Genomic DNA, 23,618 nt, shown 5'->3' with positions numbered 1-23,618 from the left:
ATCGTTTATGGAATCCTTCAGCAGCCTCGAGTGCTTCATCACCAGTGCCGAGGTCGGCAGCTTCGCCGAGGCCGCCCGGCGTCTGTCCATCACACCTGCGGCGGTGGGCAAGAACGTCGCCCAGTTGGAATCTCGCCTGGGTGTGCGCCTGTTCCAGCGTAGTACGCGCAAACTGACCCTGACCGAGGCCGGGCAACGCTTTCTAGGTGAGGTGAGCGAGAGTTTTCGCAGCATCCAGTACGCTGTGGCCAACCTGGCCAGTAGCGAAGGTCAACCGGCCGGGGTGCTGCGGGTCAGCATGGGCATCGTGTTCGGGCGTTTGTACGTGCTGCCGTTGCTGGGAGAGTTCCTGCGCCGATACCCGGCGATCACCCCAGACTGGCATTTCGACAACCGCCAGGTCGACCTCATCGGCCAAGGGTTCGATGCGGCGATTGGCGGCGGCTTCGACCTGCCGCCGGGAGTCGTTGCGCGCAAGCTGGCGCCAGCACACCGAGTCTTGGTAGCCGCGCCTGAGTACCTGCAGCGGCACGCGCCGATCCAGATGCCGGAACAACTACCCCAGCACGACGGCATCCTGATCCGTTCACCGCAGACCGGGCGAGTGCGCTCCTGGCCGCTGACCAGTCGCAACCAGGAGCAGCGCCCGCTGCACCTGCGCCAGGCGATGACCATGAGCGACTCGGATGCAGCCTGCGCTGCGGCGGAGCAGGGGCTGGGCATTGCCTTGGTGAGCATGCCGTTCGCCGTGCCGTCCTTCGCCAGCAAACGCCTGTGCCGGGTGTTGCCGGACTGGTATGTGGACGATGGCAGCGTCAGCGTCTACTACGCTGAGCGCAAGCTGCTGCCGGGCAAGACCCGCGCTTTCATCGACTATCTGTTGGCGTGTTTCGAGGCGCAGGGGTTGGCGAAGCAGTTCGATGCGATGGCAGGCGCCTGAATTCTGCCGTCAGTCGACTTCGACTACGTACTGCACCTGCGCCACCCCGGCGAGCACCAGGCTTACTTCGTCATCGAGTTTCTTGCCGATCAACTGCTTGCCCAGCGGCGAGCGCGGGGTGATCACGGTCACCAGCCCAGCACCTTCGCCGATTTTCAGTCCGGCGCCCTCGGGGCCGAGAAACAGCAACTGCTGGCGACCTTGCTCATCTTCAAGCGTTACCCGGTTGCTCAGCTGGATGCCGCGCGCCGGATCGTAGTCGCGCAGCAGCAACTGCTGGTAGCTCAGCAGCGCCTGGCGGATTTCGGCGGTACGGCGCGCCTGGCCGGTGGCGAGGTAGGAGGCCTCGAGCCCCAGGGTGTCGTACTTGTTCTCGGCGATGTTCTCTTCGGCGGTGGCGGTTTCGTAGGCGGTCTGGGCGGCGCGGCGCAGCACCTCCATGTCGTGCTCTAGGGTGTCGATGATGCGCGCGAGCAGGGTTGGCTTGTCCATGGTCAGCGGCAGAACTCCAGCACGTTGGCCTGGCTCTTGTCGGTCGGTGCATTGCGGTTCTGCTGCAGCCAGAACTGGCATTTGGGGTTGTTCAGGTTGCGCGGGTTGGCCTCGATGGCCTGTTGAGCTTGCTGCGTGTTCAGGATCTCCTTGTAGCGCTCGAACATTGCCTGCTGCGCGTCGGCCGGTTGCGGCGGGGCAACTGGGGCGGGGGCGCTGCGTGCCGGAGCCACTGCCTGGGCCAGTGGCTCGACCTGCTGTGGCCACAACTGCCAGGCCAGCCACAGGCTTAAAGCGATGGCGACGGCGCCGAGCCACAGGCCGAAGGCCACGCAGACAATCAACTGCAAAGGGTTCAGGGTGATCTTCAGTTCGCGGCGACGGGGCATCGTGGCCTCCTGGCAGGGGTCGATCGAGGGGCCATTGTCGCATGGCTGTGCGATTTGTTTTATTGCCGGGTGCGGGTAGCGCTTTTGTCGGTGCCGGTTTATCCGCACAATCCATGGTTTTCTGCGCTGCGAGGGGAGTGGTCGTGAAAGCCACCTGGGACATTTTTTGCACGGTCGTCGACAACTATGGCGATATTGGCGTCACCTGGCGCCTGGCGCGTCAGCTCGCCGATGAGCATGCGTTGACCGTGCGCCTTTGGGTGGACGACCTGCACGCGTTTGCACGCCTGTGCCCGGAGGCTGATCCACAGGCCGCGCGGCAATATCAGCAAGGCGTCGAGGTACGCCATTGGCCGGTCGATTGGCCCGCATGCGAAACCGCCGAGGTGGTGATCGGTGCCTTCGGTTGCCAACTACCGGCGGCCTATGTCGAAGCCCTGGCCGAGCGCTCGACACCAGCGTTGTGGCTGAACCTCGAATACCTGAGCGCCGAAGACTGGGTCGAGGGTTGTCATGGGCTGCCGTCGCCACAACCCAATGGCCTGCGCAAAGTGTTTTTCTTCCCGGGCTTCACCGCCAATACCGGCGGCTTGCTGCGTGAAGGCGAACTGCTGGGCAAGCGTGCTGCGTTCGAGCAGGATGCTGCCGCGCGCAAGGCATTCCTTGCCGGCCTCGGCGTGAAACCTGCGCCCGAGGCGCGACTGATGTCGTTGTTCGCCTACGAGAACGCGCAGTTGGGCCATTGGCTGGAAGCCCTGGCGGCAGACGATCAGCCCACCCACCTGCTGGTCCCCGAAGGTCGAATCCTGTCCGACCTGCGTGCGTGGCTGGGTGAACGACTGGCAGTGGGCGAGGTGCGCCAGCGCGGGGCGCTGACCTTTCAGGTGCTGCCATTCGTCAGCCAGGACGACTACGACCGTATCCTCTGGTGTTGCGACTTCAATGCCGTGCGCGGCGAGGATTCCTTCGTGCGTGCCCAGTGGGCCGGGCGCCCTCTGCTGTGGCACATCTACGTGCAAGAAGAGAACGCTCACTGGGAAAAGCTCGAGGCTTTTCTCAAGATCTATCGACAGGGGCTGTCGGACGATGCCGCAGATGCACTGGTGGCGTTGTGGCGTGCCTGGAACATGGATCGTGACATGGGCGAGGCCTGGCGCGGGGTGCTGAAACACTGGCCGCAACTGCAGATGCATGCCCGGCAATGGTGCCTGGAACAGGCCACTCGGCCGGACCTTGCCACAGCGCTGGTACAGTTTTACCGAAATTGGATATGATATGCGGCCTCGATTTTTATAAATCCATCCAGATTCGGATACTTCGTAATGAAAACTGGTAAAGAGCTGAAACCCGGTACCGTACTGCGGATCGACAACGACCCGTGGCTGGTCCAGAAAGCGGAATTCACCAAGTCGGGCCGTAACAGCGCGATCATGAAGACCAAGCTGAAGAACCTGCTGACCGGCTACAAGACCGAAACCGTCTACGGTGCGGACGACAAGCTGGACGACGTGATCCTGGATCGCAAAGAAGCGACCCTGTCGTTCATCAGCGGTGACTCGTACACCTTCATGGACACCACCGACTACACCATGTACGAGCTGAACGCCGAAGACATCGACGCCGTTCTCCCGTACATCGAAGAAGGCATGGAAGATGTCTGCGAAGCCGTCTTCTTCGAAGGCCGCCTGGTATCGGTTGAGCTGCCGACCACCATCAGCCGTCAGGTTGTCTACACCGAGAACGCTGCTCGCGGCGATACCTCGGGCAAGGTCATGAAGCCTGCCAAGCTGAAGAACGGTACCGAGATTTCGGTAGCTGACTTCATCCAGATCGACGAGTGGATCGACATCGACACTCGCGACAACAGCTTCAAGGGCCGTTCCAAGAAGTAATCTTCGTGCGACCCACAAAAAAACCCGGCCTTGGCCGGGTTTTTTTGTGTCTGGCGTTTACTCAGACCGTCACGTGCAGGCGCACATCGACATTGCCGCGGGTGGCGTTGGAGTATGGGCAGACTTTGTGCGCCTTCTCCACCAGGGCTTCGGCATCTGCCTGGGCCAGGCCCGGCAGGTTGATGTGCAGGTCGATGTCCAGGCCGAAACCGCCGGGGATCTGGCCGATACCGACCTTGGCGGTGATCGAGGCGTCGGCAGGCAGGGCTTTCTTCTCCTGGCCGGCGACGAACTTCAGTGCGCCGATGAAGCAGGCCGAGTAGCCGGCAGCGAACATCTGCTCGGGGTTGGTGCCTTCACCGCCAGCACCGCCCAGTTCTTTAGGGGTGCTCAGCTTGACTTCGAGCTTGCCGTCGCTGGAGCGGGATTTGCCGTCGCGACCACCAGTGGAGGTTGCTTCTGCGATGTACAGGGGAGTGACCTTTTGCATCTTGAGCCTCGCTTGTGTGCTGTGCGCCTTGGCGCTGGGTGGGTATGGGTTTAAATTAGCGTGCAATCATTTAGTGCGCAAGATAAATTTTCGACCATTCGTCCGACAGGCTTCCACAGCATAGTCCTCAGAGGCTTTTTTGCAGGCTGTTGCGCAGGTCGAGCAGTTCGGCCTGCAGCTTCTGCAAGCGTTCCACCGTGCGCCCGGAGGCTTCCAGGATGCAGTGCGGCACCTTGCTGGCCTCGTCGCGCAAATCACGGCCCTTGTCGGTCAGTTGCACCAGCACCACGCGCTCATCCTCGCGGCTGCGGGTGCGCTTGAGCAGGCCTTCGCTTTCCAGGCGCTTGAGCAGCGGGGTGAGCGAACCGGGGTCGGTCAACAGGCGCTGGCTGATTTCGCCTACGGTCAGGCCGTCCTGCTCCCACAGCACGAGCATGGCCAGGTATTGCGGGTAGGTGAGGCCCAGGGCCTGCAACAAGGGTTTGTAGACCTTGGTCATCAGCAACGAGGTGGAGTGCAGGGCGAAGCACACCTGATTGTCCAGCAACAGCTCGTCGCAGGGGGCTTTGATGTCGGCGTTCATGCAGGTCCTTGAATGAGTTCAGTTAAGAATCTAGCACGCTGATCGTTAGCGCGCTCATCAACCACGCAGTCCACTGCGTAGCGCCAGGTCCCAGGGAGGGACAGGACTGAAGCGGCTCTTGAGGAATTCGAGCAGCAAGCGGCTGCGAGAGTTCGTTTCATGTTCGAGTCGTAGTGCATAGATACCGGTGGTTTCCGGTTCGGGCAGGCCGTTTTCGCAGAACAGCGGCAGCAGTTCACCGCGCAGCAGGTATTCGCTGACCAGCCAGGTGGGCAGATGGGCGATGCCGAGGCCGGCGAGGGCGCCGAACAGCAGGGTTTCGGCGTTATTGGCGGTCATGCGCAGACGTGCCGGGCGGTACAGGCGCACCTGGCCGTCGACGGCGAAGCGCCAGGCGAACGGTGGTGCCAGGCCATCCCAGTCCAGGCCGTCGTGCTGCGGCAGTTCGCTGGGACAGGTGGGCACGCCTCTGGCGGCCAGGTACGCGGGGCTGGCGCAGGCGATGCGCACCATGTAGGCCAACGGAGTGGCGACCAGACGTGTGTCGGCCAGAGTGCCTGCGCGCAGCACCAGGTCGACCTCGCCCAGGTGGCTGCCGTGCATGTCGACGAAGCTGTCGATCAGGCGCAGTTGCACATCGAGCCCGGGGTAAGCCACCAGGAAGTCGGCGATCGCTGGCGCCAGGTGGCGGCGGCCGAAGGCTGCAGGGGCATCCATGCGGATAAGGCCTTCTGGTGCATTGCTCAGGGATACCGCTTCAGCCCGTGCCAGGCGCAGTTCCTCGATGATGCGGCGGGCGCGCTCGGCGAAGGCATTGCCTGCCGGAGTCGGGCGCACGGCATGGGTGCTGCGCACGAACAGGCGGCTGCCCACGGCGTTTTCCAGGTTGTCGATGCGTCGGGCGACTGCCGAAGGCGTCAAGGGGTGACGGCGCGCGGCCGCCGAGAAGCTGCCGGTTTCGAGTACATCGAGAAACAGGCTCAGTTGTTCGGTGAGGATATCTGGACTCATGACCCTTCCCATGCTTGTGCGTAAAACGCAAAGCCATTGTGCGCTGCTGTGCGTTTCCCTGCCAGCCTCCACTGGGTAGCATGCCTGGATTGAGAATGCAGTCGAATGAGGCACTGATGATCGAGTGGTTGATGTACATCGTTTTGGGCGCGGCGCTGGGCACCATGGGCGGCCTGTTCGGGATCGGCGGCGGGTTGATTGCGATTCCTGCACTGGGAGTGCTGTTCGGTCTCGACCAGCAGCTGGCCCAGGGCACGGCGTTGGTGATGGTGGTGCCCAACGTGCTGCTGGCGCTGTGGCGCTATCATCAGCGCAACCGCATCGAGCTGCGCCATGCCGTGCCGCTTTCGCTGTGCAGCTTCATCTTTGCCTGGCTGGGCTCGATCTGGGCGGTAGGGCTCGATGCACACTCCATGCGCCTGGGCTTCGTCGCATTCCTGGTGGCGCTGGCGGTGTGGAACGTGGCACGCATGTTCATGAAAGCCAGCCCGCCGAGCAGCCAGCTGCGTTATCCCTGGCCGTGGCTGGGTGTGCTGGGCTGTTTCGCCGGTAGCATGGGCGGGCTGTTCGGCGTTGGTGGCGCGGTAGTGGCCACGCCGATCCTGACCAGCGTATTCGGCACCACCCAGGTGGTGGCTCAGGGCCTGTCGCTGGCGCTTGCGGCGCCGAGTACCATGGTGACGCTGCTCACCTATGGCGTTCATGGCAGCGTTGACTGGCATGTCGGTATTCCGCTGGCGGTAGGCGGTTTGCTCAGCATCAGCTGGGGCGTGAAGCTGGCCCATGCGCTGCCCGAGAAAGTGCTGCGTACGCTGTTCTGCGTGTTTCTGATCGTCTGTGCGGTGATGCTGGGCCTGGAGCTCTGACAACCTTTACCTGAAACCGTCGATCACGTAGTCGGCCATGCAGTCGGTGATCGGCGAATGGCTTTGCGCATTGCGCAGCAGCATCACATTGGCCATCGGCAACTGCGGCAGGCCCTGGTCTTCGCCGAGAATGCACAGCGAGTCGCCGATCAGGCTCTGCAACTGGGCCGTAACCGCCAAACCCGCACCGACGATGGCAAAGATCGCAGCCAGGCTTGGGCTTGTGTAGGCGATGCGGTAATCGATCCCCTGATGTTCGAGGGCGTTGCAGGCCCAGGAGCGGCAGAAACAGTCGGTGTTGAACATCGCCAGGGGTATCGGGCGCTGTTCGTGGGGGCAGAAACCCTTGGCGGCGGCCCATACCAGGCGTTCCTGGCGCAGCAGTTGGCCCACCTCGGCACCCGGCTCGCGGGTGATGATCGTCAGGTCAAGGTCCTGGCGCAGCATCAATTGCTTCGATGGCTCGCAATGCACCTCCACCTGGATCAGTGGATAGCTGCTGGCAAAGCTGGTGAGTATCGCCGGCAGAAAGCGCATGGCGTAGTCGTCCGGTGTACCGATGCGCACTACGCCGACCATGTGTGGCATGCGCAAGGTGTTGAACACCTCGCCGTGCAGCTTGAGGATGCGCCGGGCATAACCGAGCAGCACCTGGCCCTCGGCGGTCAGGCGCACCTGGCGTCCGTCGCGCTCGAACAACTGGCGCTGGAGGATGTCTTCCTCCAGGCGTTTCATCTGCATGCTCACGGCCGACTGGGTACGGTTGACGACCTCCCCGGCACGAGTGAAACCGCCTTGTTCGGCGATGGCAACGAAGGTGCGCAAGACCTCGGCGTCGAGGCTCTGGTAGGTGGACATTGCATCAATCCTCCAGATGCAAGACATAAGAAACATTCGTTGGATTGATCCTAAGCCTGGCGCGAGACTGAAGCCACTCACACGGAGGGCTTCACGATGAAAGGTCATGTCGGTTTTACCCACACTTCCTTCTCCTTGGGCCAACTGCTTGCACAGGCGCTTGAGCGACTGTTGCGCTGGCAGCAGCTGTACCGCCAGCGCCGGCAATTGGCCAGCCTCAGCGACGATGCGCTGCACGATCTGGGGTTGAGTCGGGCAGATACCCTGCAGGAGGTGGAGCGTCCGTTCTGGGACGATCCATTGCGCAAGTGAAGGCGTCGCTGCGGGGCATGGCCGCCCCGCAGCGTTTACAGGCTGTAGTAGTAGCCGCGGCTGCGCAGGGCGACGATGCGTGGACGGCCATCGGCGTGGGGGCCGATCTTCTTGCGCAGGTTGCTGACGTGCATGTCCAGGCTGCGGTCATAGAGCGTCAGTTTGCGGCCCAGGCCGATCTGCGCCAGTTCCTGCTTGTCCAATGGCTCGCCGGGTTGGCGCAGCAGGGCTTCGAGGATGCGGCTCTCGGAGAGTGTCAGGCTCATCTCGCGCTGATCGATGCTGACTACCCCGCGCACGGGGCTGAAGGCCAGGTCGCCGATCTCGATCTGGGTGCTGGGCGCCGCCGGATGACTGCGGCGCAGCACGGCACGCAAGCGAGCCGTCAGCTCACGCGGGTCGCAGGGTTTGGCCAGGTAATCGTCGGCACCCAGCTCCAGGCCCAGGATACGGTCCAGGGGTTCGCCACGGGCCGACAGCATCAATACCGGCAGTTCGGCGTGGTCGCTGCGCAGTTGCTTGAGCAGCTCCAGGCCGCTGCCATCGGGCAGCATCACATCCAGCACCACCGCCGCCGGGGCGTGGGCGGCCAGGGCCTGGCGCGCGCTCTCGCCGTCGTGGCAGGCGCGGACCGCAAAGCCCTCCTGAGTCAGCCAGCTACCGAGCAGCTCGCACAACTCCTGGTCATCATCAATCAGTAACAGCTCGCTCATGACTCACTCAATTCAACCATTGTCGGCGTCTTCTGTGTCCGCCGCTGGCTAAGATACCGCAGACTGCCGACAACAGTGCAACGACCGATCCGATCAGGAACCACTGCTGCTGGTCGGTAAGCAGGCGTAGGGGGCTGGTGGTCTGCAGTTTTTCCACCGTAGCCTGCAGGCGCTGGTTGTCCTGGCGCAGGCGTTCGAGTTGGGTGCTTTCCCGGGCGCTGTCGGCATTTTGCAGCTGTTTGCTCAGTGCAGCGCGCTGTTTCTCGCTTTCCTCCAGACGTTGCTGCAGCTCGGTGATGCGCGCACCGGCTTCCAACGACAGAGGCTGTTCGGCGACGGCGAGGGGGGAGAGCAGCAACAGGCAGAAAAGCAGCAGGGACATCGGACCTTGGCGCATCGGGACTCCTGATTCTTGTTCGATTCAGAAGGTTGTCGGCAGTGGGTCGCAATAGATGAATCCGGGGATTGCCTGGGCCTGTTCGCGTGCACGTCGTCGTGAAGGCTTGCCCGCGAACAGGCCCTATCAGGCTCAGGGCAGCACTTGCTTGAACGGTTTGACCACCACCTTCTCGTACACGCCTGCTGCGATGTACGGGTCGGCGTCGGCCCAGGCCTGTGCGGCGGCAAGGGAGTCGAATTCGGCGACGATCAGGCTACCGCTGAAGCCGGCAGCGCCGGGATCGTTGCTGTCGATGGCCGGATGCGGGCCGGCCAGGACTACACGGCCTTCGGCCTTGAGCTGCTGTAGGCGCTCGATGTGCGCAGGGCGTGCAGCCAGGCGTTTTTCCAGGGAGTTTTCGACGTCGCTGGCGATGATGGCGTAGAGCATGTCAATCCTTGGGTTTAGGGGTGGAAGGGTCGGCGTCGTGCAGGTGGCGCGACAGGTACACGCCCTGAGCCACCAGGAAGATCACGGTCATGCCCAGGCTGCCGAAGACCTTGAAGTCGACCCAGAACTCCTGGAACGTGAAGGCGACGAACAGGTTGGCTGCGCCGCAGACCAGGAAGAACAGGATCCAGGCCAGGTTCAGGCGGGTCCAGATTGTTTCCGGGAGTGTCAGGGCATGGCCCATGATGCGTTTGATCAATACCCGATCGCCGATGAAGTGGCTGCCGGCGAAGGCCAGCGCGAACAACCAGTTGACCACCGGCGCTTTCCATTTGAGGAAGGTTTCGCTGTGGAAGGCCAGGGTTAGGCCGCCGAACACAAGGCAGGCCACCAGCGTCAGCAACTGGCCCTTTTCGAGCTTGCGATGGCGCAGGAACAGCGCGCCGTAGACCACCACGGAGCTGATGATGAGCATCGCCGTGGCACTGTAGATGCCGCCGAACTCGAAGCTTTGTCCGGCAAATTCGACCGGGCGCGGGTCCAGCTTATAGACGATGAAGAACAGCAGCAGCGGGATGAAATCGATGAATTGTTTCACAATGGCAGCCAGAAGCGGGATGTGACGGCATAATAACAAACATCGATTCCGGCGAAAGCGCTCCTCCATGAATGTTGATCTGCACTGTCACAGCACGGCCTCCGACGGCGCCCTGTCGCCCACGGCACTGGTCGCACGCGCCCATGAACACGGGGTGCGCACGCTGGCGCTGACCGATCACGATACCCTCGAAGGGCTCCCCGAGGCGCGCCAGGCCTGTCTTGACCTGGGCATGCAATGGGTCAGCGGGGTAGAGCTTTCCTGCACCTGGGGCGGTGCGACCATCCATGTGCTGGGTTACAACTTTCCCCTCGATGCGCCGCCACTGTTGGAGGCCATCGAGCAATTGCACCGTGGTCGCTGGCTGCGCGCCGAAGACATCGCCAGGCGCCTGGCGGGCAAGGGCATGCCCGATGCGCTCGAGGGCGCGCGCGCCGTGCAGCAGGAGCTGGGGGACAGCGGCAACGCGCCGGCGCGCCCGCACTTTGCCGAATTCCTGGTGCGTGCGGGGCATGTCAAGGACCGCGGCGAGGCGTTCCGCAAATGGCTGGGCGCCGGCAAGCTGGGTGACGTCAAGTTGCATTGGCCGACACTCGAGGAAACTGTCGCGACCCTTCGCCAGTCTAATGCTTGGGTGAGCCTGGCCCATCCCATGCACTATGAACTGACGCGTAGCAAGCGCAGACGCCTGATCGCCGACTATATTCAAGCGGGAGGGCAGGCGCTTGAAGTGGTCAATGGCATGATGCCGCCCGAGCAAGTGGGCACGATGTCCATCCTTACCCGTGAGTTCGGCCTGCTGGCAAGCGCTGGCAGTGACTTCCACGGCCCCGGCACCTGGGGCGAGATCGGTGCCTACCGGCCATTGCCCGAGGACCTGCCACCTCTGTGGCGCCGATTCAGCCATGAACAGCCTATGGCGGTATGAACAGGACGATTACGTGAGTCAATTCTTCCAGATTCATGCGGAGAACCCGCAAGCGCGCCTGATCAAGCAGGCCGTGGAGATCATCCGCAAGGGCGGGGTGGTGGTGTATCCGACCGACTCGGCATACGCCCTGGGTTGTCAGATCGGCGACAAGGCGGCGATCGAGCGGGTCCGGCGCCTGCGCGGCCTGAATAAAACGCACAATTTCACCTTGATGTGCTGCGACATGTCGCAGCTGGGGTTGTATGCCAAGGTCGATACCGGCACCTTCCGCCTGCTCAAGGCCCATATCCCCGGCCCTTACACCTTCATTCTCAACGGGACCCGCGAGGTGCCGCGCCTGTTGCTGCATGAAAAACGTCGTACCATCGGCCTGCGCGTGCCGGACCATGGCATCACCCTGGCGCTGCTCGCGGAACTGGGCGAGCCGTTGATGAGCGTCAGCCTGATCCTGCCCGGCGACGATGAGCCGATGACAGATCCCTACGAAATCCGCGAACGCCTGGAGCACCACGTCGATCTGGTCATCGACGGCGGCTTCGGCGATCTGAAGGCGTCCACCATCATCGACCTGTCCGGTGACGAGCCACAGCTGATCCGCGAAGGCTGCGGCGACCCCACGCCCTTCTTGGTCAACGCGTGAACCAGGTGCAGGCCCCCGAAGCGCCGCCGGTCGAAGGCGAGGTACCGCAGCAACTGCAACTGGCGCTGGTCTATGGCGAAGCCCTGACCGAAATGCCGGTCGACCTGTACATCCCGCCGGACGCCCTGGAAGTCTTCCTCGAAGCCTTCGAGGGCCCGCTGGACCTGCTGCTGTACCTGATCCGCAAGCAGAACATCGATATTCTCGACATCCCCGTGGCCGAGATCACCCGGCAATACATGGGCTACGTCGAGCTGATGAAGTCGGTGCGCCTGGAGCTGGCTGCCGAATACCTGGTGATGGCTGCCATGCTGGCCGAGATCAAGTCGCGCATGCTGCTGCCGCGCTCCAGTGAAATCGAGGAAGAAGAGGGCGATCCGCGCGCTGAACTGATTCGCCGCCTGCAGGAGTACGAACGCTTCAAGGCGGCCGCCGAGGGTATCGACGAACTGCCGCGGATCGGGCGCGAGGTGCTGGTGCCACAACTGGAAGCGCCGCAGGCCAAGGTGCGCAAATTGCTGCCCGACGTCGCGCTGGAAGAAATCCTGCTGTCGATGGCCGAAGTCATGCGCCGCAACGACTTGTTCGAAAGCCACCAGATCACCCGTGAGACCTTGTCGACCCGCGAGCGCATGAGCGAGGTGCTCGAGCGTCTGAAGGGCGGAGGCTTCGTACCCTTCATCGAGCTGTTCAGCGTCGAGGAGGGCAAGCTTGGTGTGGTAGTCACCTTCATGGCGATTCTCGAGCTGGTGAAGGAATCGCTGATCGAACTGGTGCAGAATGAGCCTTTCACCCCGATCCATGTCCGTGCCCGGGCCGAGTGACAGTAAAGAGCACCGATGAACCTGAACGAACCCCGCGACCTTGCGTCGCTGATCGAGGCCTTTTTGCTGGCCTCAGGCAAGCCACAGTCCCTGGAGCGCCTCTTCGAATTGTTCGAGGAGGCTGAGCGACCGGCGCCGGCCGTGTTTAAGAAGGCCCTGGAGGTGCTCGGCAAGTCATGCAATGGTCGCGCCTTCGAGCTCAAGGAAGTGGCCAGCGGCTACCGTCTGCAGATTCGTGAGGACTTCGCACCCTGGGTCGGTCGCCTGTGGGAGGAGCGCCCGCAGCGCTATTCTCGCGCGCTGCTCGAGACCATGGCCTTGATTGCCTACCGTCAGCCGATCACCCGTGGCGAGATCGAAGATGTGCGTGGGGTGGCAGTCAACAGCAACATCATCAAGACCCTGATGGAACGCGAGTGGATCCGCATCGTCGGCTACCGCGAAGTGCCTGGCCGCCCCGCCATGTTCGCCACCACCAAGGCGTTTCTCGATCATTTCAATCTCAAGAGCCTCGATGAGTTGCCGCCCCTGGCCGAGTTGCGCGAGATGGAGCCAGAACCTGTGCTCGACGACCTGGACGATGCGCCGGTGCCCGCGCACCTGCAGGCGTTGGCCGATGCCAGCCTGGGCGAGGATGGGCCTGAAGACGAGGGTGAACCGAAGGAAGAGACCAGCTTCCGCAGCTTGCTGGTGGAGCTGGATGCCATGGAAGAAGGGCTCAAGATCGACTTCGATGACTTACGCGAGGAAGAGGATGTGGTCGAGGATGAGGACAAGTCCTGATCTGCGCTGACCCTTTCACGGGCTAACCGCCGGGCAGAAAAACTTTCTCATCCCGATGCGCCAGCTCCATGAACCGCGTACAATACGCGCCCCTTGGCGCATCCGCCGCCAAACCGCTTTCACTACACCGTACACCGGGAGGTGCCCAGATGAGTGACAAAGACCTGCAAGAAACCCAGATCACCCCACCGTCCGGCGAAAAGCTGCAGAAAGTGCTGGCACGTATCGGTGTCGGTTCGCGCCGTGACGTCGAAGCCTGGATCAGCCAAGGCCGCATCAAGGTCAATGGCGTCGAGGCTACCCTCGGCCAGCGCGTCGACCTGCACGATGCCATCGCTGTCGACGGCAAGCTGATCAAGCGTGAGGAAGCCGCCGAGGCGACCCGCCGCGTCATCATGTACAACAAGCCCGACGGCGAGATCTGCACCCGTGACGACCCTGAAGGCCGTCCCACCGTGTTCGACCGCCTGCCGCGCCCGAAAGAGGGCCGCTGGATCAACATCGGTCGTCTCGACATCAACACCACTGGCTTGCTGCTGTTCACCACCGACGGTGAACTGGCCAACCGCCTGATGCACCCTTCCTACGAGATGGACCGCGAGTACGCGGTGCGTGTCCGTGGCGAGGTCGACGACGAGATGATCGAGCGCCTCAAGGCGGGCGTGATGCTCGAGGACGGCCCGGCCAAGTTCACCGATATCCAGAAGGCGCCGGGCGGTGAAGGCTTCAACCACTGGTACCACTGCGTGGTGATGGAAGGCCGCAACCGTGAGGTGCGTCGCCTGTGGGAGTCCCAGGGCATGGTGGTCAGCCGCCTGAAGCGTGTGCGCTTCGGCCCGGTGTTCCTCAACTCCGACCTGCCGATGGGCCGCTGGCGTGAAATGAGCCAGGGCGAGATCGACATCCTGGCCGCCGAAGTCGGGCTGCAGCCGGTGGCGCTGCCGACCCTCAACCTCAAGGCCAAGGACAAGCTCGAGCGCTTGCAGCGCAAGTCCACGCGCCCCATGGGTCGTGGCGAGCGCGTACGTGACTTGCGCCCAGCCAAGGATGCCGGCGAGCGTCAGCCGCGCGCGGCCAGCGAGCGTCCGGCGCGTCCGGCTCGTGAGGAAGCACCGCGCAAGGGTGGCCGTGGCAGCACCGTTGCCGAACGCCCTAGCGAGATGCGCAAGCGTCCTGCGCGTGCCGAAGGCGACAAGCCGGCCGGCCGTGGTCGCGGCAAGCCGCGTGGGTGATCGCATCCTGCGGTGAAAAGGCCAGCCTTCGGGCTGGCTTTTTTGTGTCTGGTCGAAAACTGAGCGTCCTCAAGCCCCTGAGTGCGAAGCATTTTTCGTCACGCTGGAAAGTTTTTGAACCACGTTGTAACGAAATTTATACGAAGTCTGCCGGAATTGCCGTTCGGTTTCCTGCTTTGCAAGTTGGTGTAAACAGATCTTGCCGCATGTCCCGCCATAGAGCCTTGCGCCGGCCATTCTTACTATTGCCCAAAGCCCCGCCTCGCGCTGATATGACGGGCATTGCCATGTGCATCAGCCCACCACTGCAGTCGGGCCTACACAACAACAGATGGAGGCGCCATGTACGCCGATCACTACGCCATTGATGGCTCTTGCCACTGGACCGCTGCGTTTTTTCCCGAGGAAACGACGCAACGCGTTGACGCCTGCGCGCTCGCAGGGGTATACAATGCGCCGCGTTTTACCTGTGACCCCCTCGCGTACCACGCATTCTCGCCGACTCCCGGCTGATCCGCCTCAGGCTCCGTGCCAGGCGCGACGCCAGGGTCCGGGAACCCAAGGTAACCACCTTGCCTCATTCCGCTGTGCCACGAGCGCGGCGGGTCCGATTCCGTCACAGATAAAAACAAGCAGGTGACTTCGTTCATGAGTGGACACAATTCGCAGTCGTCAGGCGAACTCAAGCGTGGCTTGAAGAACCGCCACATCCAGCTGATCGCCCTGGGCGGCGCCATTGGTACCGGCCTGTTCCTCGGTTCGGCCGGGGTGATGAAATCCGCCGGCCCCTCGATGATCCTTGGCTACGCCATCTGTGGCTTCATCGCCTTCATGATCATGCGCCAGCTCGGCGAGATGATCGTCGAAGAGCCTGTGGCCGGCTCCTTCAGCCATTTCGCTCACAAGTACTGGGGCGGCTTCGCGGGCTTCCTGTCGGGCTGGAACTGCTGGGTGCTGTACATCCTGGTGGGTATGTCGGAGCTCTCTGCGGTCGGCAAGTACGTCCACTACTGGTGGCCGGAGATCCCGACGTGGGTCACTGCAGCGGGCTTCTTCCTGCTGATCAACGCGATCAACCTGATGAACGTCAAGGTGTTCGGCGAGGCCGAGTTCTGGTTCGCGATCATCAAGGTGGCCGCCATCGTCGGCATGATCGCCTTGGGCGCGTATCTGCTCACCAGCGGCAGCGGCGGCCCGGACGCCTCGGTGACCAACTTGTGGAGCCATGGTGGCTTCTTCCCCAATGGCGTGAGCGGGTTGGTGATGGCGCTGGCGATCATCATGTTCTCCTTCGGTGGCCTGGAAATGCTCGGCTTCACTGCCGCCGAAGCCGACAAGCCCAAGACCGTAATTCCGAAGGCGATCAACCAGGTCATCTACCGCATCCTGATCTTCTATATCGGTGCCCTGGTGGTGCTGCTGTCGCTGACCCCGTGGGACAGCCTGGTGGCCAGCATCGATGCTTCCGGCGGCAGCTACGGCAGCAGCCCGTTCGTCCAGGTGTTCTCGCTGCTGGGCAGTGACGTGGCGGCGCATCTGCTGAACTTCGTGGTACTGACCGCGGCACTGTCGGTGTACAACAGCGGCACCTACTGCAATGCGCGCATGCTCTACGGCATGGCCGAGCAGGGCGATGCGCCGGCGGGCCTGGCGAAGATCGACCGTCGTGGCGTGCCGGTTCGGGCGATCCTGGCGTCGGCAGCGTTCACCCTGATTGCCGTGCTGCTCAACTACTTCATGCCGCAGCATGCCCTGGAGTTGCTGATGTCGCTGGTGGTCGCGGCGCTGGTGATCAACTGGGCGATGATCAGTTACTCGCACCTGAAGTTCCGCCAGCACCTTGACCGTACCGGCCAGAAACCGCTGTTCAAGGCGCTGTGGTACCCGTACGGCAACTACCTGTGCCTGGCCTTCGTGGTGCTGATCCTGGGCATCATGCTGCAGATTCCAGGGATCCAGATTTCGGTCTATGCGATCCCGGTGTGGCTGGTGGTGATGTATGTGTTCTATGTGATCAAGAGCAAGCGCATGGCGCAGGCCGGTACTGCGGCGGGTAGCGTGGCGAAGTAAGCCGGTAGCTTGATTCGGGAAACCCGGTGCCAGGGGCTGGTGCCGGGTTTTTTGTTGTCTGATCGGGCCCTGTGGGAGCGGGCTTGCCCGCGAAAGCGCCCAACCAGGCAACCGCTAAATCTGCTCCAACAACCACCCGCGAAACGCCCTGAGCGAGGGCAGCGCCTCGTTGCGCGGCGGATAGATCAGGTAGTAGCTGCGCTGGCTTGCAAACGCCTCGCCCGGGCTGAACAGCTCGCCCTTGGCCAGTTCTTCGGCCACCAGAATCCTTGGCACCAGGCCGATGCCGATCCCGGCGCGTACCGCCTGGATCAGGTGCGATGTCAGCTCGAAGCTCGGCCCCAGGCGCATGGCGCGATGCGCCAGTTCATGATGGGAAAACCATTCGCCCCAGGCATGCGGATTGTTAGCAACATTGAGTAGCAACTCTTCGCTGATGCGCGCTGGCGTCCATGTCTGCGCAGCGCCCGCCGCCTGCGGCGGCAGGATCACCACCAGTTCCTCGGCATGCAACCGGTGGCAGATCAGGCCGGGCAGGTCGTGGCTGGCCACACCGATGGCGGCATCGATCTCGCTGGTGTCGAAGTTGATCGCCTCGATGCGTGAATGAATGTGCACCAGCATCCCGGGATGCGCGCTGTAGAACGCATTCAGGCGCGGCAGCAGCCATTTCGAACCGAAGGTGGGCAGTGTCGCCAGCCGCAGGGTACCGACCCCGGACTGGTAGGCGAGTGCCTGCAGCGTGGCACTGCGAATACGCCCAAGGGCTTCGCTCAACTCGCGCTGGTACAGGCGCCCGACATCGGTCAATTGCACCTGGCGCCCTTCGCGGCGGAACAAGGTCAGGCCCAGTTGCTGCTCCAGCGCCTGGACTTGGCGGCTGACTGCGCTCTGGGTCAGCGACAACTCGACGGCCGCGCGGGTGTAGCTTTCATGCCGGGCAGCGGCCTCGAAGGCCAGCAGCAAGGACATCGATGGGGTCAGGTGGCGGTAATTCATTCATGAAACTCATCGATAGCGGCAGGATTATCCGTTTGCCCTCGGCTGGAAAGTACAGGAACATTGGCCTATCCGTCATCCGGCCCGGAGTTATTCATGCCGGATGAGCAACAGAGCGTCGCCTGCCGGTGATGCCAGACCGTGAACCTGCCTATACAAGAGGCCATCCTTCGATGATCGCCCAGTTGCCCGTCCGTGCGCCTGCCGCCGGCTACCCCGAATTCCTCGAAGCCCTGGGTGCCAGCGGCTTCCGCGGCCAGATCAGCGCCGACTACGGCACCCGTACGGTGCTGGCCACCGACAACTCGATCTATCAGCGCCTGCCCCAGGCGGCCGTCTTCCCGCTCGATGCCGACGACGTGGCGCGCGTCGCCACGCTGATGGCCGAGCCGCGTTTTCGGCAGATCAAGCTGACCCCGCGCGGCGGCGGTACGGGGACCAACGGCCAGTCGCTGACCGACGGCATCGTCGTCGACCTGTCGCGGCACATGAACACCATCCTTGAAATCAACACCCAGGAGCGTTGGGTACGGGTGCAGGCTGGTGTGGTGAAGGATCAGCTCAACGCTGCACTCAAGCCGCACGGGCTGTTCTTCGCCCCTGAGCTGTCGACCTCCAACCGCGCCACGGTCGGCGGCATGATCAACACCGATGCCAGTGGCCAGGGCAGTTGCACCTACGGCAAGACCCGTGACCACGTTCTCGAGCTGCACAGCGTGCTGCTCGGGGGCGAGCGACTGCACAGCCTGCCGATCGACGACGCTGCGCTGGAGCAGGCCTGCGCCGCACCTGGCCGGGTCGGCGAGGTCTATCGCATGGCGCGTGAGATCCAGCAGACCCAAGGCGAGCTGATCGAGACCACCTTCCCCAAGCTCAACCGTTGCCTGACCGGTTACGACCTCGCGCACCTGCGCGATGAGCAGGGCCTGTTCAACCTCAATAGCGTGCTGTGCGGCGCCGAAGGCTCGCTGGGCTATGTGGTCGAGGCCAAGCTCAACGTGCTGCCGATCCCGAAATACGCGGTGCTGGTCAACGTGCGCTACACCAGCTTCATGGACGCCCTGCGCGACGCCAATGCGCTGATGGCGCACAAGCCGCTGTCGATCGAGACCGTCGATTCCAAGGTACTGATGCTGGCGATGAAGGATATCGTCTGGCACAGCGTCGCCGAATACTTCCCTGCCGACGCCGAGCGCCCGACCTTGGGTATCAACCTGGTCGAGTTCTGCGGCGACGAGCCGGACGAGGTCAATGCACGCGTCGAGGCCTTCGTCGAACACCTGCGCAGCGATACCAGCGTCGAGCGGTTGGGCCACACCCTCGCCGAGGGCGCCGAGGCAGTGACGCGCGTCTACACCATGCGCAAGCGTTCGGTGGGGCTGCTCGGCAACGTCGAGGGCGAGGTGCGGCCGCAGCCGTTCGTGGAAGATACCGCGGTACCGCCGGAGCAGTTGGCCGACTACATCGCCGAATTCCGTGCGCTGCTCGATGGCCATGGCCTGGCCTATGGCATGTTCGGTCACGTCGATGCCGGGGTGCTGCACGTGCGTCCGGCGCTGGACATGAAAGACCCGGCCCAGGCCGCGTTGGTCAAGCCGATCTCCGATGCGGTGGCGGCGCTGACCAAGCGCTATGGCGGCTTGCTCTGGGGCGAGCATGGCAAGGGGCTGCGCTCGGAATACGTGCCGGAATACTTCGGTGAACTGTATCCGGCCCTGCAGCGGCTCAAGGGCGCATTCGACCCTTACAACCAGCTCAACCCGGGCAAGATCTGCACGCCATCCGACAGCACCGAGGGCCTGACGCCGGTCGATGGTGTCACCCTGCGTGGCGACCTGGACCGCAACATCGACGAGCGCGTGTGGCAGAGCTTCGGCAGCGCCGTGCACTGCAACGGCAACGGCGCCTGCTACAACTATGACCCCAACGACGCCATGTGCCCGTCGTGGAAGGCCACCCGCGAGCGTCGCCATTCACCCAAGGGGCGCGCCTCGCTGATCCGTGAATGGCTGCGCCTGCAGGGCGAGGCCAATATCGATGTGCTGGCCTCGGCCCAGCGCAAGGCGTCGTGGATCAAGGGCCTGCCCAAGCGCCTGGGCAACCTGCGGGCCCAGCGTCAGGGGCAGGAGGACTTTTCCCACGAGGTGTACGACGCCATGGCCGGCTGCCTGGCGTGCAAGTCGTGCGCGGGGCAGTGCCCGATCAAGGTCAACGTACCGGACTTCCGTTCACGTTTCCTCGAGCTCTACCACGGTCGCTACCAGCGCCCGCTGCGTGACTATCTGATCGGCTCGCTGGAGTTCACCATTCCGTACCTGGCCCATGCGCCAGGCTTGTATAACGCGGTGATGGGGTCGAAGTGGGTCAGCCGCCTGCTGGCCGACAAGGTCGGCATGGTCGACAGCCCATTGATCAGCCGCTTCAACTTCCAGTCCACCCTGACCCGCTGCCGCGTGGGAGTGGCCAGTGTGCCGGCGCTGCGCGAGCTGACCCCGGCCCAGCGCGAGCGCAGCATCGTGCTGGTGCAGGACGCTTTCACGCGGTACTTCGAGACGCCGCTGCTGGCTTCGTTCATCGAACTGGCCCACCGGCTGGGCTACAAGGTGTTCCTGGCGCCCTACAGCGCCAACGGCAAGCCGCTGCATGTGCAGGGCTTCCTCGGTGCCTTCGCCAAGGCAGCCATTCGCAATGGCCGGCAGCTCAAGGCCCTGGCTGATTGCGGTGTGCAGTTGGTGGGTCTGGATCCGGCGATGACCCTGGTCTATCGCCAGGAATACCAGAAGGTCGACGGCCTGGAGGGTTGTCCGGCAGTGCTGTTGCCGCAGGAGTGGCTGATGGATGCGTTGCCCGAACAGGCTGCAGGGAAGGGCGGCAGCTTCCGCCTGATGGCGCATTGCACGGAGAAGACCAACGTTCCGGCCAGCACCCGGCAGTGGGAGCAGGTGTTTGCGCGGATGGGGCTCAAGCTTGCCAGCGAGGCCACCGGTTGCTGCGGGATGTCGGGCACCTACGGGCACGAGGCGCGTAATCAGCAGGCTTCGAAGACTATCTTCGAGCAGTCGTGGGCGACCAAGCTGGACAAGGAAGGCGAGGCGTTAGCGACGGGCTATTCGTGCCGTAGCCAGGTCAAGCGCATGGCCGAGAAACAGCTTCGCCATCCGTTGGAGGTGGTGTTGCAGTACCTGGTGCACTGATCTCACGGCCTCTTCGCGGGGGTGCCCGCGAAGAGGCCAGCGCAGCCTTCAGCCGTGCAGCTCTCGCCCCAGCCGTGCCTGGCGGTACAGATACAGGCTCAGCACCAGCCCGCAAACCGCCGCACCTGCGGCGAACAGAAAGATCGACCTGAAGCCGAAGCCTGAGGCCACCGCACCGACCAGCGGCCCGGTGATCCCCAGCGACAGATCGATGAACAGCGAATACCCACCGACCGCAGCCCCGCGGTTGGCTGCCGAAACCTGGTTCACGGCTTCCACTCCCAGTGCCGGGAAGACCAGCGAGAAGCCGAATCCGCTCAGCGCGGCGCCGACCAGAGCCAGCTCGGCGTTGGGTGCCAGCCATAGCATCAGCAGCCCCAGGGTTTCCACCGACAGGCAGGCGATGGCCACGCGAAAGCCGCCGATGCGGTTGATCAGATTGCCGAACAGCAGGCGTGCACAGATGAAGCTGGCGCCGAACAGGCTCAGGGTCAGCGCAGCGTTCGGCCAGTTGCGGCTGGCGTAGTAGAGGGTGATGAAGGTCGCGATGGTGCCGAAACCGATCGACCCCAGCGCCAGCCCCGAACCATGCGGGAATACCTTGCCCAGCACCTGCAGGAAGGGCAGGCGTTTGCCTGCCACCACTGGTGCTGCCTGCTTGGGCCAGGCCAGTGCCAGGCCCAGAATGCCCAGCAGGATGACGCTCACGCCCATGCTCCACAGCCCCAGGCCCTTGACCATCAGCACCCCTAGCGGCGCGCCGACGGCCAGCGCGCCATAACTGGCGATGCCGTTCCAGGAGATGACCTTGGCGGTATGTTCGGCGCCGACCCGGCCGATGCCCCAGCCGATCGAGCCCGAGCCCACGAGGCTCTCCGCGCTGCCCAGCACCAGGCGCCCGATGAGCAGACAAGTGAGGCTCAGCCAGGGCAAGTGAGTGAGGAAGCTGCAGGCCAGCATGAACACCCCGCTCAGGCCGCAGCCGAACAGGCCCCACATCACCGCCTTCTTGCTGCCGAGGTTGTCGATGATACGGCTGGCGGTTGGGCGGCTGAGCAGGGTTGCCAGGTACTGGACGCTGATCACCAGGCCCGCGAGTACGGCACTGAAACCCAGGTCGTTGTGCACATAGCCCGGCAGCACGGCGAGGGGGATGCCGATGTTCAGGTAGCCGATGAAGGTGAAGAGAACGATGGAGACGACTTGCAGGGTAACCGCAAGAGGACGCGGTGAGTCGGGCATGGGGGCCTTCAAGGTTCTGGACTGTGTGAAAACGTGATGACGGGGATAACCCGCAGGTCAGCCGTTTTCACACGGTCGGTGGGGATGCGCGGTTATTCCTGATCGGCGCTGGATTGATCGTCACTGTCCTGCGAAGCAGGTGCCGGCTCGGCGGCGTGGGCGGTGACGGTTTGCTCTTCGGGGTTCAGGCTTGGGAAGGGAAGATTCGGGATTTCATGCATCTCGTCGTTCCTCGCAAGTGTGAGTGAAAGGGCAGCGCTTGGCGCGTTGGAAGCTTTTGAAAAGCTGGGGCAGGATACAGCAGTCTGGATGACAGTTTGAGATTTTTCCCTCTCGCTTGTCGGTTTTGCGGGCGAATAGCGGACGGTGTGCGCCTCGGTTTTGCTGTGAATGCATTCGCGGCGGTCCAGCGCCCTGATAAGCTCGCACCTGCAGGTAGGTCACTATTCCTGTAGGTGCGGGCTTGTTGGAGCGTGGAGCCGCCGCGAAGAGAACGACGCGATCCAGCTGGCGTTATTTACGCCCTTCAGCCGTCTCAGCGACCTTGTCGGTGCGTGCACACATGATGAAGTCGTTGCGGTGCAGCCCTTTGATCGAGTGGCTCCACCAGGTCACGGTGACTTTGCCCCACTCGGTAAGCAGGCCGGGGTGATGCCCTTCGGCTTCGGCGATTTCGCCGACGGCGTTGGTGAAGGCCAGGGCGTGCTTGAAGTTCTTGAACAGGAACACACGCTCCAGTTCCATGTGGCCGTCGCGCACTTCCACGCTCCAGTCCGGGATCTCGCGAATCAGTTCGGCCAGCTCTTGGTCGCTGACCTTCGGCGCGTCAGCGCGGCAGGCTTCGCAGTGGGCTTGGTTCAAGGCATTCATGGAGGTTTTCCGCTTTCGAGTTGTTGTCGGCAAGACGGCTCAGGCCGCCTTGGGTGGAAATTTCGGCGCGTGCAGGCCCAACTGCATGGCGTGCTGGACCATGCCCATGATGTCCTCGTGGGCCAGATCGAACAGGCGCTTCATGTTCGGCAGGACGAAGTACACCGGCTGCAGGATATCGATACGGTAGGGCGTACGCATGGCTTCGATCGGATCGAAGGTTTGGTGTTCGGGTTCGCTGGACAGGCTGTAGACCGTCTCCTTGGGCGAGGAGAGGATGCCGCCGCCATAGATCTTGCGGCCCTGGGCGGTTTCCATGAGGCCGAACTCGATGGTCATCCAGTACAGGCGCGCCAGGTACACCCGTTGTTCCTTGGTCGCCGCCAGGCCGAGCTTGCCATAGGTATGGGTGAATTCGGCGAACCAAGGGTTGGTCAGCAGCGGGCAGTGGCCGAAGATCTCGTGGAAGATGTCCGGTTCCTGCAGGTAGTCCAGTTCTTCCGGGGTGCGGATGAAGGTGGCGACCGGGAAGCGCTTGCTGGCCAGCAGTTCGAAGAAGGTCTGGAAGGGGATCAGCGCCGGCACGCGAGCGACCTGCCAGCCTGTGGTGGCGCCCAGCACCTTGTTGACTTCGCCCAGTTGCGGAATGCGGTCATGGGGCAGCTTGAGCTGGTCGATGCCGTCCAGGTACTCCTGGCATGCGCGGCCCTCGATCACTTTCAACTGGCGGGTGATCAGGGTGTTCCACACCGCATGCTCTTGCTGCGGGTAGTCGATAAAACCCTGCGCATCGGGCTCGCGGGCCACGTATTGCGTCTGTTTCATGGAGCTCTCCTGGTGAGGGCTTTCTTGTTATGTGG

27 protein-coding genes are annotated in these 23,618 nt (G+C 63.1%); 12 read left to right on the top strand and 15 right to left on the bottom strand.

Annotated elements, in window-relative coordinates; translation table 11 throughout:
* The first annotated feature begins 7 nt into the window (after positions 1–7).
* Positions 8–940 (top strand): LysR family transcriptional regulator, encoded by a 933-nt coding sequence (locus tag AB688_RS20730; protein WP_063545728.1) that lies wholly within the window; start codon positions 8–10, stop codon positions 938–940.
* 9 nt (positions 941–949) lie between these two features.
* On the opposite strand, the gene AB688_RS20725 is transcribed toward AB688_RS20730, so the two are convergent.
* The gene (locus AB688_RS20725; protein ID WP_063545727.1) at positions 950–1,432 is read right to left on the bottom strand and encodes a GreA/GreB family elongation factor; all 483 of its coding nucleotides are present in this window, start codon (positions 1,430–1,432) and stop codon (positions 950–952) included.
* Between the two features lie 2 nt (positions 1,433–1,434).
* Complete coding sequence (locus AB688_RS20720) at positions 1,435–1,821, bottom strand: hypothetical protein (protein WP_054891959.1); 387 nt, start codon at positions 1,819–1,821, stop codon at positions 1,435–1,437.
* A gap of 143 nt (positions 1,822–1,964) precedes the next feature.
* Between AB688_RS20720 and earP the strand changes: the two genes are divergently transcribed.
* Complete coding sequence (gene earP, locus AB688_RS20715; protein ID WP_063545726.1) at positions 1,965–3,095, top strand: elongation factor P maturation arginine rhamnosyltransferase EarP; 1,131 nt, start codon at positions 1,965–1,967, stop codon at positions 3,093–3,095.
* A gap of 48 nt (positions 3,096–3,143) precedes the next feature.
* Complete coding sequence (efp, locus tag AB688_RS20710; protein ID WP_028691737.1) at positions 3,144–3,713, top strand: elongation factor P; 570 nt, start codon at positions 3,144–3,146, stop codon at positions 3,711–3,713.
* Between the two features lie 61 nt (positions 3,714–3,774).
* Here efp and AB688_RS20705 read toward each other — a convergent pair whose 3' ends face one another.
* The 3 genes from AB688_RS20705 to AB688_RS20695 form a co-directional block, all read right to left on the bottom strand.
* A complete protein-coding gene (locus AB688_RS20705; protein ID WP_063545725.1) occupies positions 3,775–4,203 on the bottom strand; it encodes an organic hydroperoxide resistance protein in 429 nt (142 codons plus the stop codon).
* Positions 4,204–4,330: 127 nt separating this feature from the next.
* A complete protein-coding gene (locus tag AB688_RS20700) occupies positions 4,331–4,786 on the bottom strand; it encodes a MarR family winged helix-turn-helix transcriptional regulator (protein ID WP_054891956.1) in 456 nt (151 codons plus the stop codon).
* Positions 4,787–4,843: 57 nt separating this feature from the next.
* On the bottom strand, positions 4,844–5,797 hold the full coding sequence (locus tag AB688_RS20695) for a LysR family transcriptional regulator (protein WP_054891955.1): 954 nt from the start codon (positions 5,795–5,797) through the stop codon (positions 4,844–4,846).
* A 116-nt stretch (positions 5,798–5,913) separates the two neighbouring features.
* On the opposite strand from AB688_RS20695, the gene AB688_RS20690 reads away from it, so the two are divergent.
* Positions 5,914–6,663, top strand: coding sequence for a sulfite exporter TauE/SafE family protein (locus AB688_RS20690; protein WP_063546849.1), 750 nt, complete (start codon positions 5,914–5,916; stop codon positions 6,661–6,663).
* A 6-nt stretch (positions 6,664–6,669) separates the two neighbouring features.
* On the opposite strand, the gene AB688_RS20685 is transcribed toward AB688_RS20690, so the two are convergent.
* Positions 6,670–7,521, bottom strand: a complete 852-nt coding sequence (locus AB688_RS20685) for a LysR substrate-binding domain-containing protein (protein WP_063545724.1) — start codon at positions 7,519–7,521, stop codon at positions 6,670–6,672.
* A gap of 96 nt (positions 7,522–7,617) precedes the next feature.
* On the opposite strand from AB688_RS20685, the gene AB688_RS20680 reads away from it, so the two are divergent.
* Positions 7,618–7,833 (top strand): DUF1127 domain-containing protein, encoded by a 216-nt coding sequence (locus AB688_RS20680; RefSeq protein ID WP_054891953.1) that lies wholly within the window; start codon positions 7,618–7,620, stop codon positions 7,831–7,833.
* A 35-nt stretch (positions 7,834–7,868) separates the two neighbouring features.
* Here AB688_RS20680 and AB688_RS20675 read toward each other — a convergent pair whose 3' ends face one another.
* From AB688_RS20675 to AB688_RS20660, 4 genes are all read right to left on the bottom strand, one after another.
* Positions 7,869–8,546, bottom strand: coding sequence for a response regulator transcription factor (locus AB688_RS20675; protein ID WP_054891952.1), 678 nt, complete (start codon positions 8,544–8,546; stop codon positions 7,869–7,871).
* Between the two features lie 7 nt (positions 8,547–8,553).
* Positions 8,554–8,943, bottom strand: a complete 390-nt coding sequence (locus tag AB688_RS20670; RefSeq protein WP_063545723.1) for a hypothetical protein — start codon at positions 8,941–8,943, stop codon at positions 8,554–8,556.
* Between the two features lie 132 nt (positions 8,944–9,075).
* Positions 9,076–9,375, bottom strand: coding sequence for a YciI family protein (locus tag AB688_RS20665; protein WP_050706755.1), 300 nt, complete (start codon positions 9,373–9,375; stop codon positions 9,076–9,078).
* A gap of 1 nt (position 9,376) precedes the next feature.
* Positions 9,377–9,973, bottom strand: coding sequence for a septation protein A (locus AB688_RS20660; protein WP_063545722.1), 597 nt, complete (start codon positions 9,971–9,973; stop codon positions 9,377–9,379).
* A gap of 67 nt (positions 9,974–10,040) precedes the next feature.
* Here AB688_RS20660 and AB688_RS20655 point away from each other — a divergent pair, with 67 nt between their 5' ends.
* From AB688_RS20655 to AB688_RS20630, 6 genes are all read left to right on the top strand, one after another.
* On the top strand, positions 10,041–10,901 hold the full coding sequence (locus AB688_RS20655) for a PHP domain-containing protein (RefSeq protein WP_054891949.1): 861 nt from the start codon (positions 10,041–10,043) through the stop codon (positions 10,899–10,901).
* Positions 10,902–10,914: 13 nt separating this feature from the next.
* Positions 10,915–11,544 (top strand): L-threonylcarbamoyladenylate synthase, encoded by a 630-nt coding sequence (locus tag AB688_RS20650; RefSeq protein ID WP_081255296.1) that lies wholly within the window; start codon positions 10,915–10,917, stop codon positions 11,542–11,544.
* Positions 11,545–11,669: 125 nt separating this feature from the next.
* Positions 11,670–12,368, top strand: coding sequence for a segregation and condensation protein A (locus tag AB688_RS20645; protein ID WP_162714451.1), 699 nt, complete (start codon positions 11,670–11,672; stop codon positions 12,366–12,368).
* 15 nt (positions 12,369–12,383) lie between these two features.
* Complete coding sequence (gene scpB / locus AB688_RS20640) at positions 12,384–13,151, top strand: SMC-Scp complex subunit ScpB (RefSeq protein WP_063545720.1); 768 nt, start codon at positions 12,384–12,386, stop codon at positions 13,149–13,151.
* A gap of 149 nt (positions 13,152–13,300) precedes the next feature.
* Complete coding sequence (rluB, locus tag AB688_RS20635) at positions 13,301–14,383, top strand: 23S rRNA pseudouridine(2605) synthase RluB (protein WP_063545719.1); 1,083 nt, start codon at positions 13,301–13,303, stop codon at positions 14,381–14,383.
* Positions 14,384–15,031: 648 nt separating this feature from the next.
* Positions 15,032–16,453 carry an amino acid permease gene (locus tag AB688_RS20630; RefSeq protein WP_054891944.1) on the top strand — a complete coding sequence of 474 codons (1,422 nt, stop codon included), beginning with the start codon at positions 15,032–15,034 and terminating at the stop codon, positions 16,451–16,453.
* Positions 16,454–16,567: 114 nt separating this feature from the next.
* Here the strand turns inward: AB688_RS20630 and AB688_RS20625 are convergent, their stop codons facing one another.
* Positions 16,568–17,452 carry a LysR substrate-binding domain-containing protein gene (locus AB688_RS20625; protein WP_054891943.1) on the bottom strand — a complete coding sequence of 295 codons (885 nt, stop codon included), beginning with the start codon at positions 17,450–17,452 and terminating at the stop codon, positions 16,568–16,570.
* 173 nt (positions 17,453–17,625) lie between these two features.
* Between AB688_RS20625 and AB688_RS20620 the strand changes: the two genes are divergently transcribed.
* On the top strand, positions 17,626–20,646 hold the full coding sequence (locus AB688_RS20620) for an FAD-binding and (Fe-S)-binding domain-containing protein (protein ID WP_063545718.1): 3,021 nt from the start codon (positions 17,626–17,628) through the stop codon (positions 20,644–20,646).
* A 48-nt stretch (positions 20,647–20,694) separates the two neighbouring features.
* On the opposite strand, the gene AB688_RS20615 is transcribed toward AB688_RS20620, so the two are convergent.
* The 4 genes from AB688_RS20615 to phhA all read right to left on the bottom strand — a co-directional run bounded on the left by AB688_RS20615 (position 20,695) and on the right by phhA (position 23,583).
* Positions 20,695–21,888: an MFS transporter gene (locus tag AB688_RS20615; protein ID WP_063545717.1), complete on the bottom strand. Its 1,194-nt coding sequence runs from the start codon at positions 21,886–21,888 to the stop codon at positions 20,695–20,697.
* Between the two features lie 92 nt (positions 21,889–21,980).
* Positions 21,981–22,109, bottom strand: coding sequence for a hypothetical protein (locus tag AB688_RS27360; RefSeq protein ID WP_256216352.1), 129 nt, complete (start codon positions 22,107–22,109; stop codon positions 21,981–21,983).
* A gap of 292 nt (positions 22,110–22,401) precedes the next feature.
* Positions 22,402–22,758, bottom strand: coding sequence for a 4a-hydroxytetrahydrobiopterin dehydratase (locus AB688_RS20610; RefSeq protein ID WP_054891940.1), 357 nt, complete (start codon positions 22,756–22,758; stop codon positions 22,402–22,404).
* A gap of 39 nt (positions 22,759–22,797) precedes the next feature.
* Entirely contained in the window at positions 22,798–23,583 is a 786-nt protein-coding gene (gene phhA, locus AB688_RS20605) for a phenylalanine 4-monooxygenase (RefSeq protein WP_054891939.1), read from the bottom strand.
* Positions 23,584–23,618: the final 35 nt, after the last annotated feature.

Origin of the sequence: Pseudomonas putida (assembly GCF_001636055.1) — a bacterium.
Classification (GTDB): Bacteria; Pseudomonadota; Gammaproteobacteria; order Pseudomonadales; family Pseudomonadaceae; genus Aquipseudomonas; species Aquipseudomonas machongensis.
This window is presented reverse-complemented; position numbering and strand designations above follow the sequence as displayed.

Bases quoted from the DNA above. Each gene is read 5' to 3' on its own strand.
- AB688_RS27360 (WP_256216352.1), bottom strand. From the start codon at position 22,109: ATGCATGAAATCCCGAATCTTCCCTTCCCAAGCCTGAACCCCGAAGAG.
- AB688_RS20705 (WP_063545725.1), bottom strand. From the start codon at position 4,203: ATGCAAAAGGTCACTCCCCTGTACATCGCAGAAGCAACCTCCACTGGT.
- AB688_RS20725 (WP_063545727.1), bottom strand. From the start codon at position 1,432: ATGGACAAGCCAACCCTGCTCGCGCGCATCATCGACACCCTAGAGCAC.
- AB688_RS20620 (WP_063545718.1), top strand. From the start codon at position 17,626: ATGATCGCCCAGTTGCCCGTCCGTGCGCCTGCCGCCGGCTACCCCGAA.
- AB688_RS20730 (WP_063545728.1), top strand. From the start codon at position 8: ATGGAATCCTTCAGCAGCCTCGAGTGCTTCATCACCAGTGCCGAGGTC.
- AB688_RS20695 (WP_054891955.1), bottom strand. From the start codon at position 5,797: ATGAGTCCAGATATCCTCACCGAACAACTGAGCCTGTTTCTCGATGTA.
- AB688_RS20610 (WP_054891940.1), bottom strand. From the start codon at position 22,758: ATGAATGCCTTGAACCAAGCCCACTGCGAAGCCTGCCGCGCTGACGCG.
- AB688_RS20720 (WP_054891959.1), bottom strand. From the start codon at position 1,821: ATGCCCCGTCGCCGCGAACTGAAGATCACCCTGAACCCTTTGCAGTTG.
- AB688_RS20615 (WP_063545717.1), bottom strand. From the start codon at position 21,888: ATGCCCGACTCACCGCGTCCTCTTGCGGTTACCCTGCAAGTCGTCTCC.
- AB688_RS20625 (WP_054891943.1), bottom strand. From the start codon at position 17,452: ATGAATTACCGCCACCTGACCCCATCGATGTCCTTGCTGCTGGCCTTC.
- AB688_RS20665 (WP_050706755.1), bottom strand. From the start codon at position 9,375: ATGCTCTACGCCATCATCGCCAGCGACGTCGAAAACTCCCTGGAAAAA.
- AB688_RS20690 (WP_063546849.1), top strand. From the start codon at position 5,914: ATGATCGAGTGGTTGATGTACATCGTTTTGGGCGCGGCGCTGGGCACC.
- AB688_RS20700 (WP_054891956.1), bottom strand. From the start codon at position 4,786: ATGAACGCCGACATCAAAGCCCCCTGCGACGAGCTGTTGCTGGACAAT.
- AB688_RS20630 (WP_054891944.1), top strand. From the start codon at position 15,032: ATGAGTGGACACAATTCGCAGTCGTCAGGCGAACTCAAGCGTGGCTTG.
- AB688_RS20655 (WP_054891949.1), top strand. From the start codon at position 10,041: ATGAATGTTGATCTGCACTGTCACAGCACGGCCTCCGACGGCGCCCTG.
- AB688_RS20685 (WP_063545724.1), bottom strand. From the start codon at position 7,521: ATGTCCACCTACCAGAGCCTCGACGCCGAGGTCTTGCGCACCTTCGTT.
- phhA (WP_054891939.1), bottom strand. From the start codon at position 23,583: ATGAAACAGACGCAATACGTGGCCCGCGAGCCCGATGCGCAGGGTTTT.
- efp (WP_028691737.1), top strand. From the start codon at position 3,144: ATGAAAACTGGTAAAGAGCTGAAACCCGGTACCGTACTGCGGATCGAC.
- scpB (WP_063545720.1), top strand. From the start codon at position 12,384: ATGAACCTGAACGAACCCCGCGACCTTGCGTCGCTGATCGAGGCCTTT.
- AB688_RS20675 (WP_054891952.1), bottom strand. From the start codon at position 8,546: ATGAGCGAGCTGTTACTGATTGATGATGACCAGGAGTTGTGCGAGCTG.
- rluB (WP_063545719.1), top strand. From the start codon at position 13,301: ATGAGTGACAAAGACCTGCAAGAAACCCAGATCACCCCACCGTCCGGC.
- AB688_RS20670 (WP_063545723.1), bottom strand. From the start codon at position 8,943: ATGCGCCAAGGTCCGATGTCCCTGCTGCTTTTCTGCCTGTTGCTGCTC.
- AB688_RS20680 (WP_054891953.1), top strand. From the start codon at position 7,618: ATGAAAGGTCATGTCGGTTTTACCCACACTTCCTTCTCCTTGGGCCAA.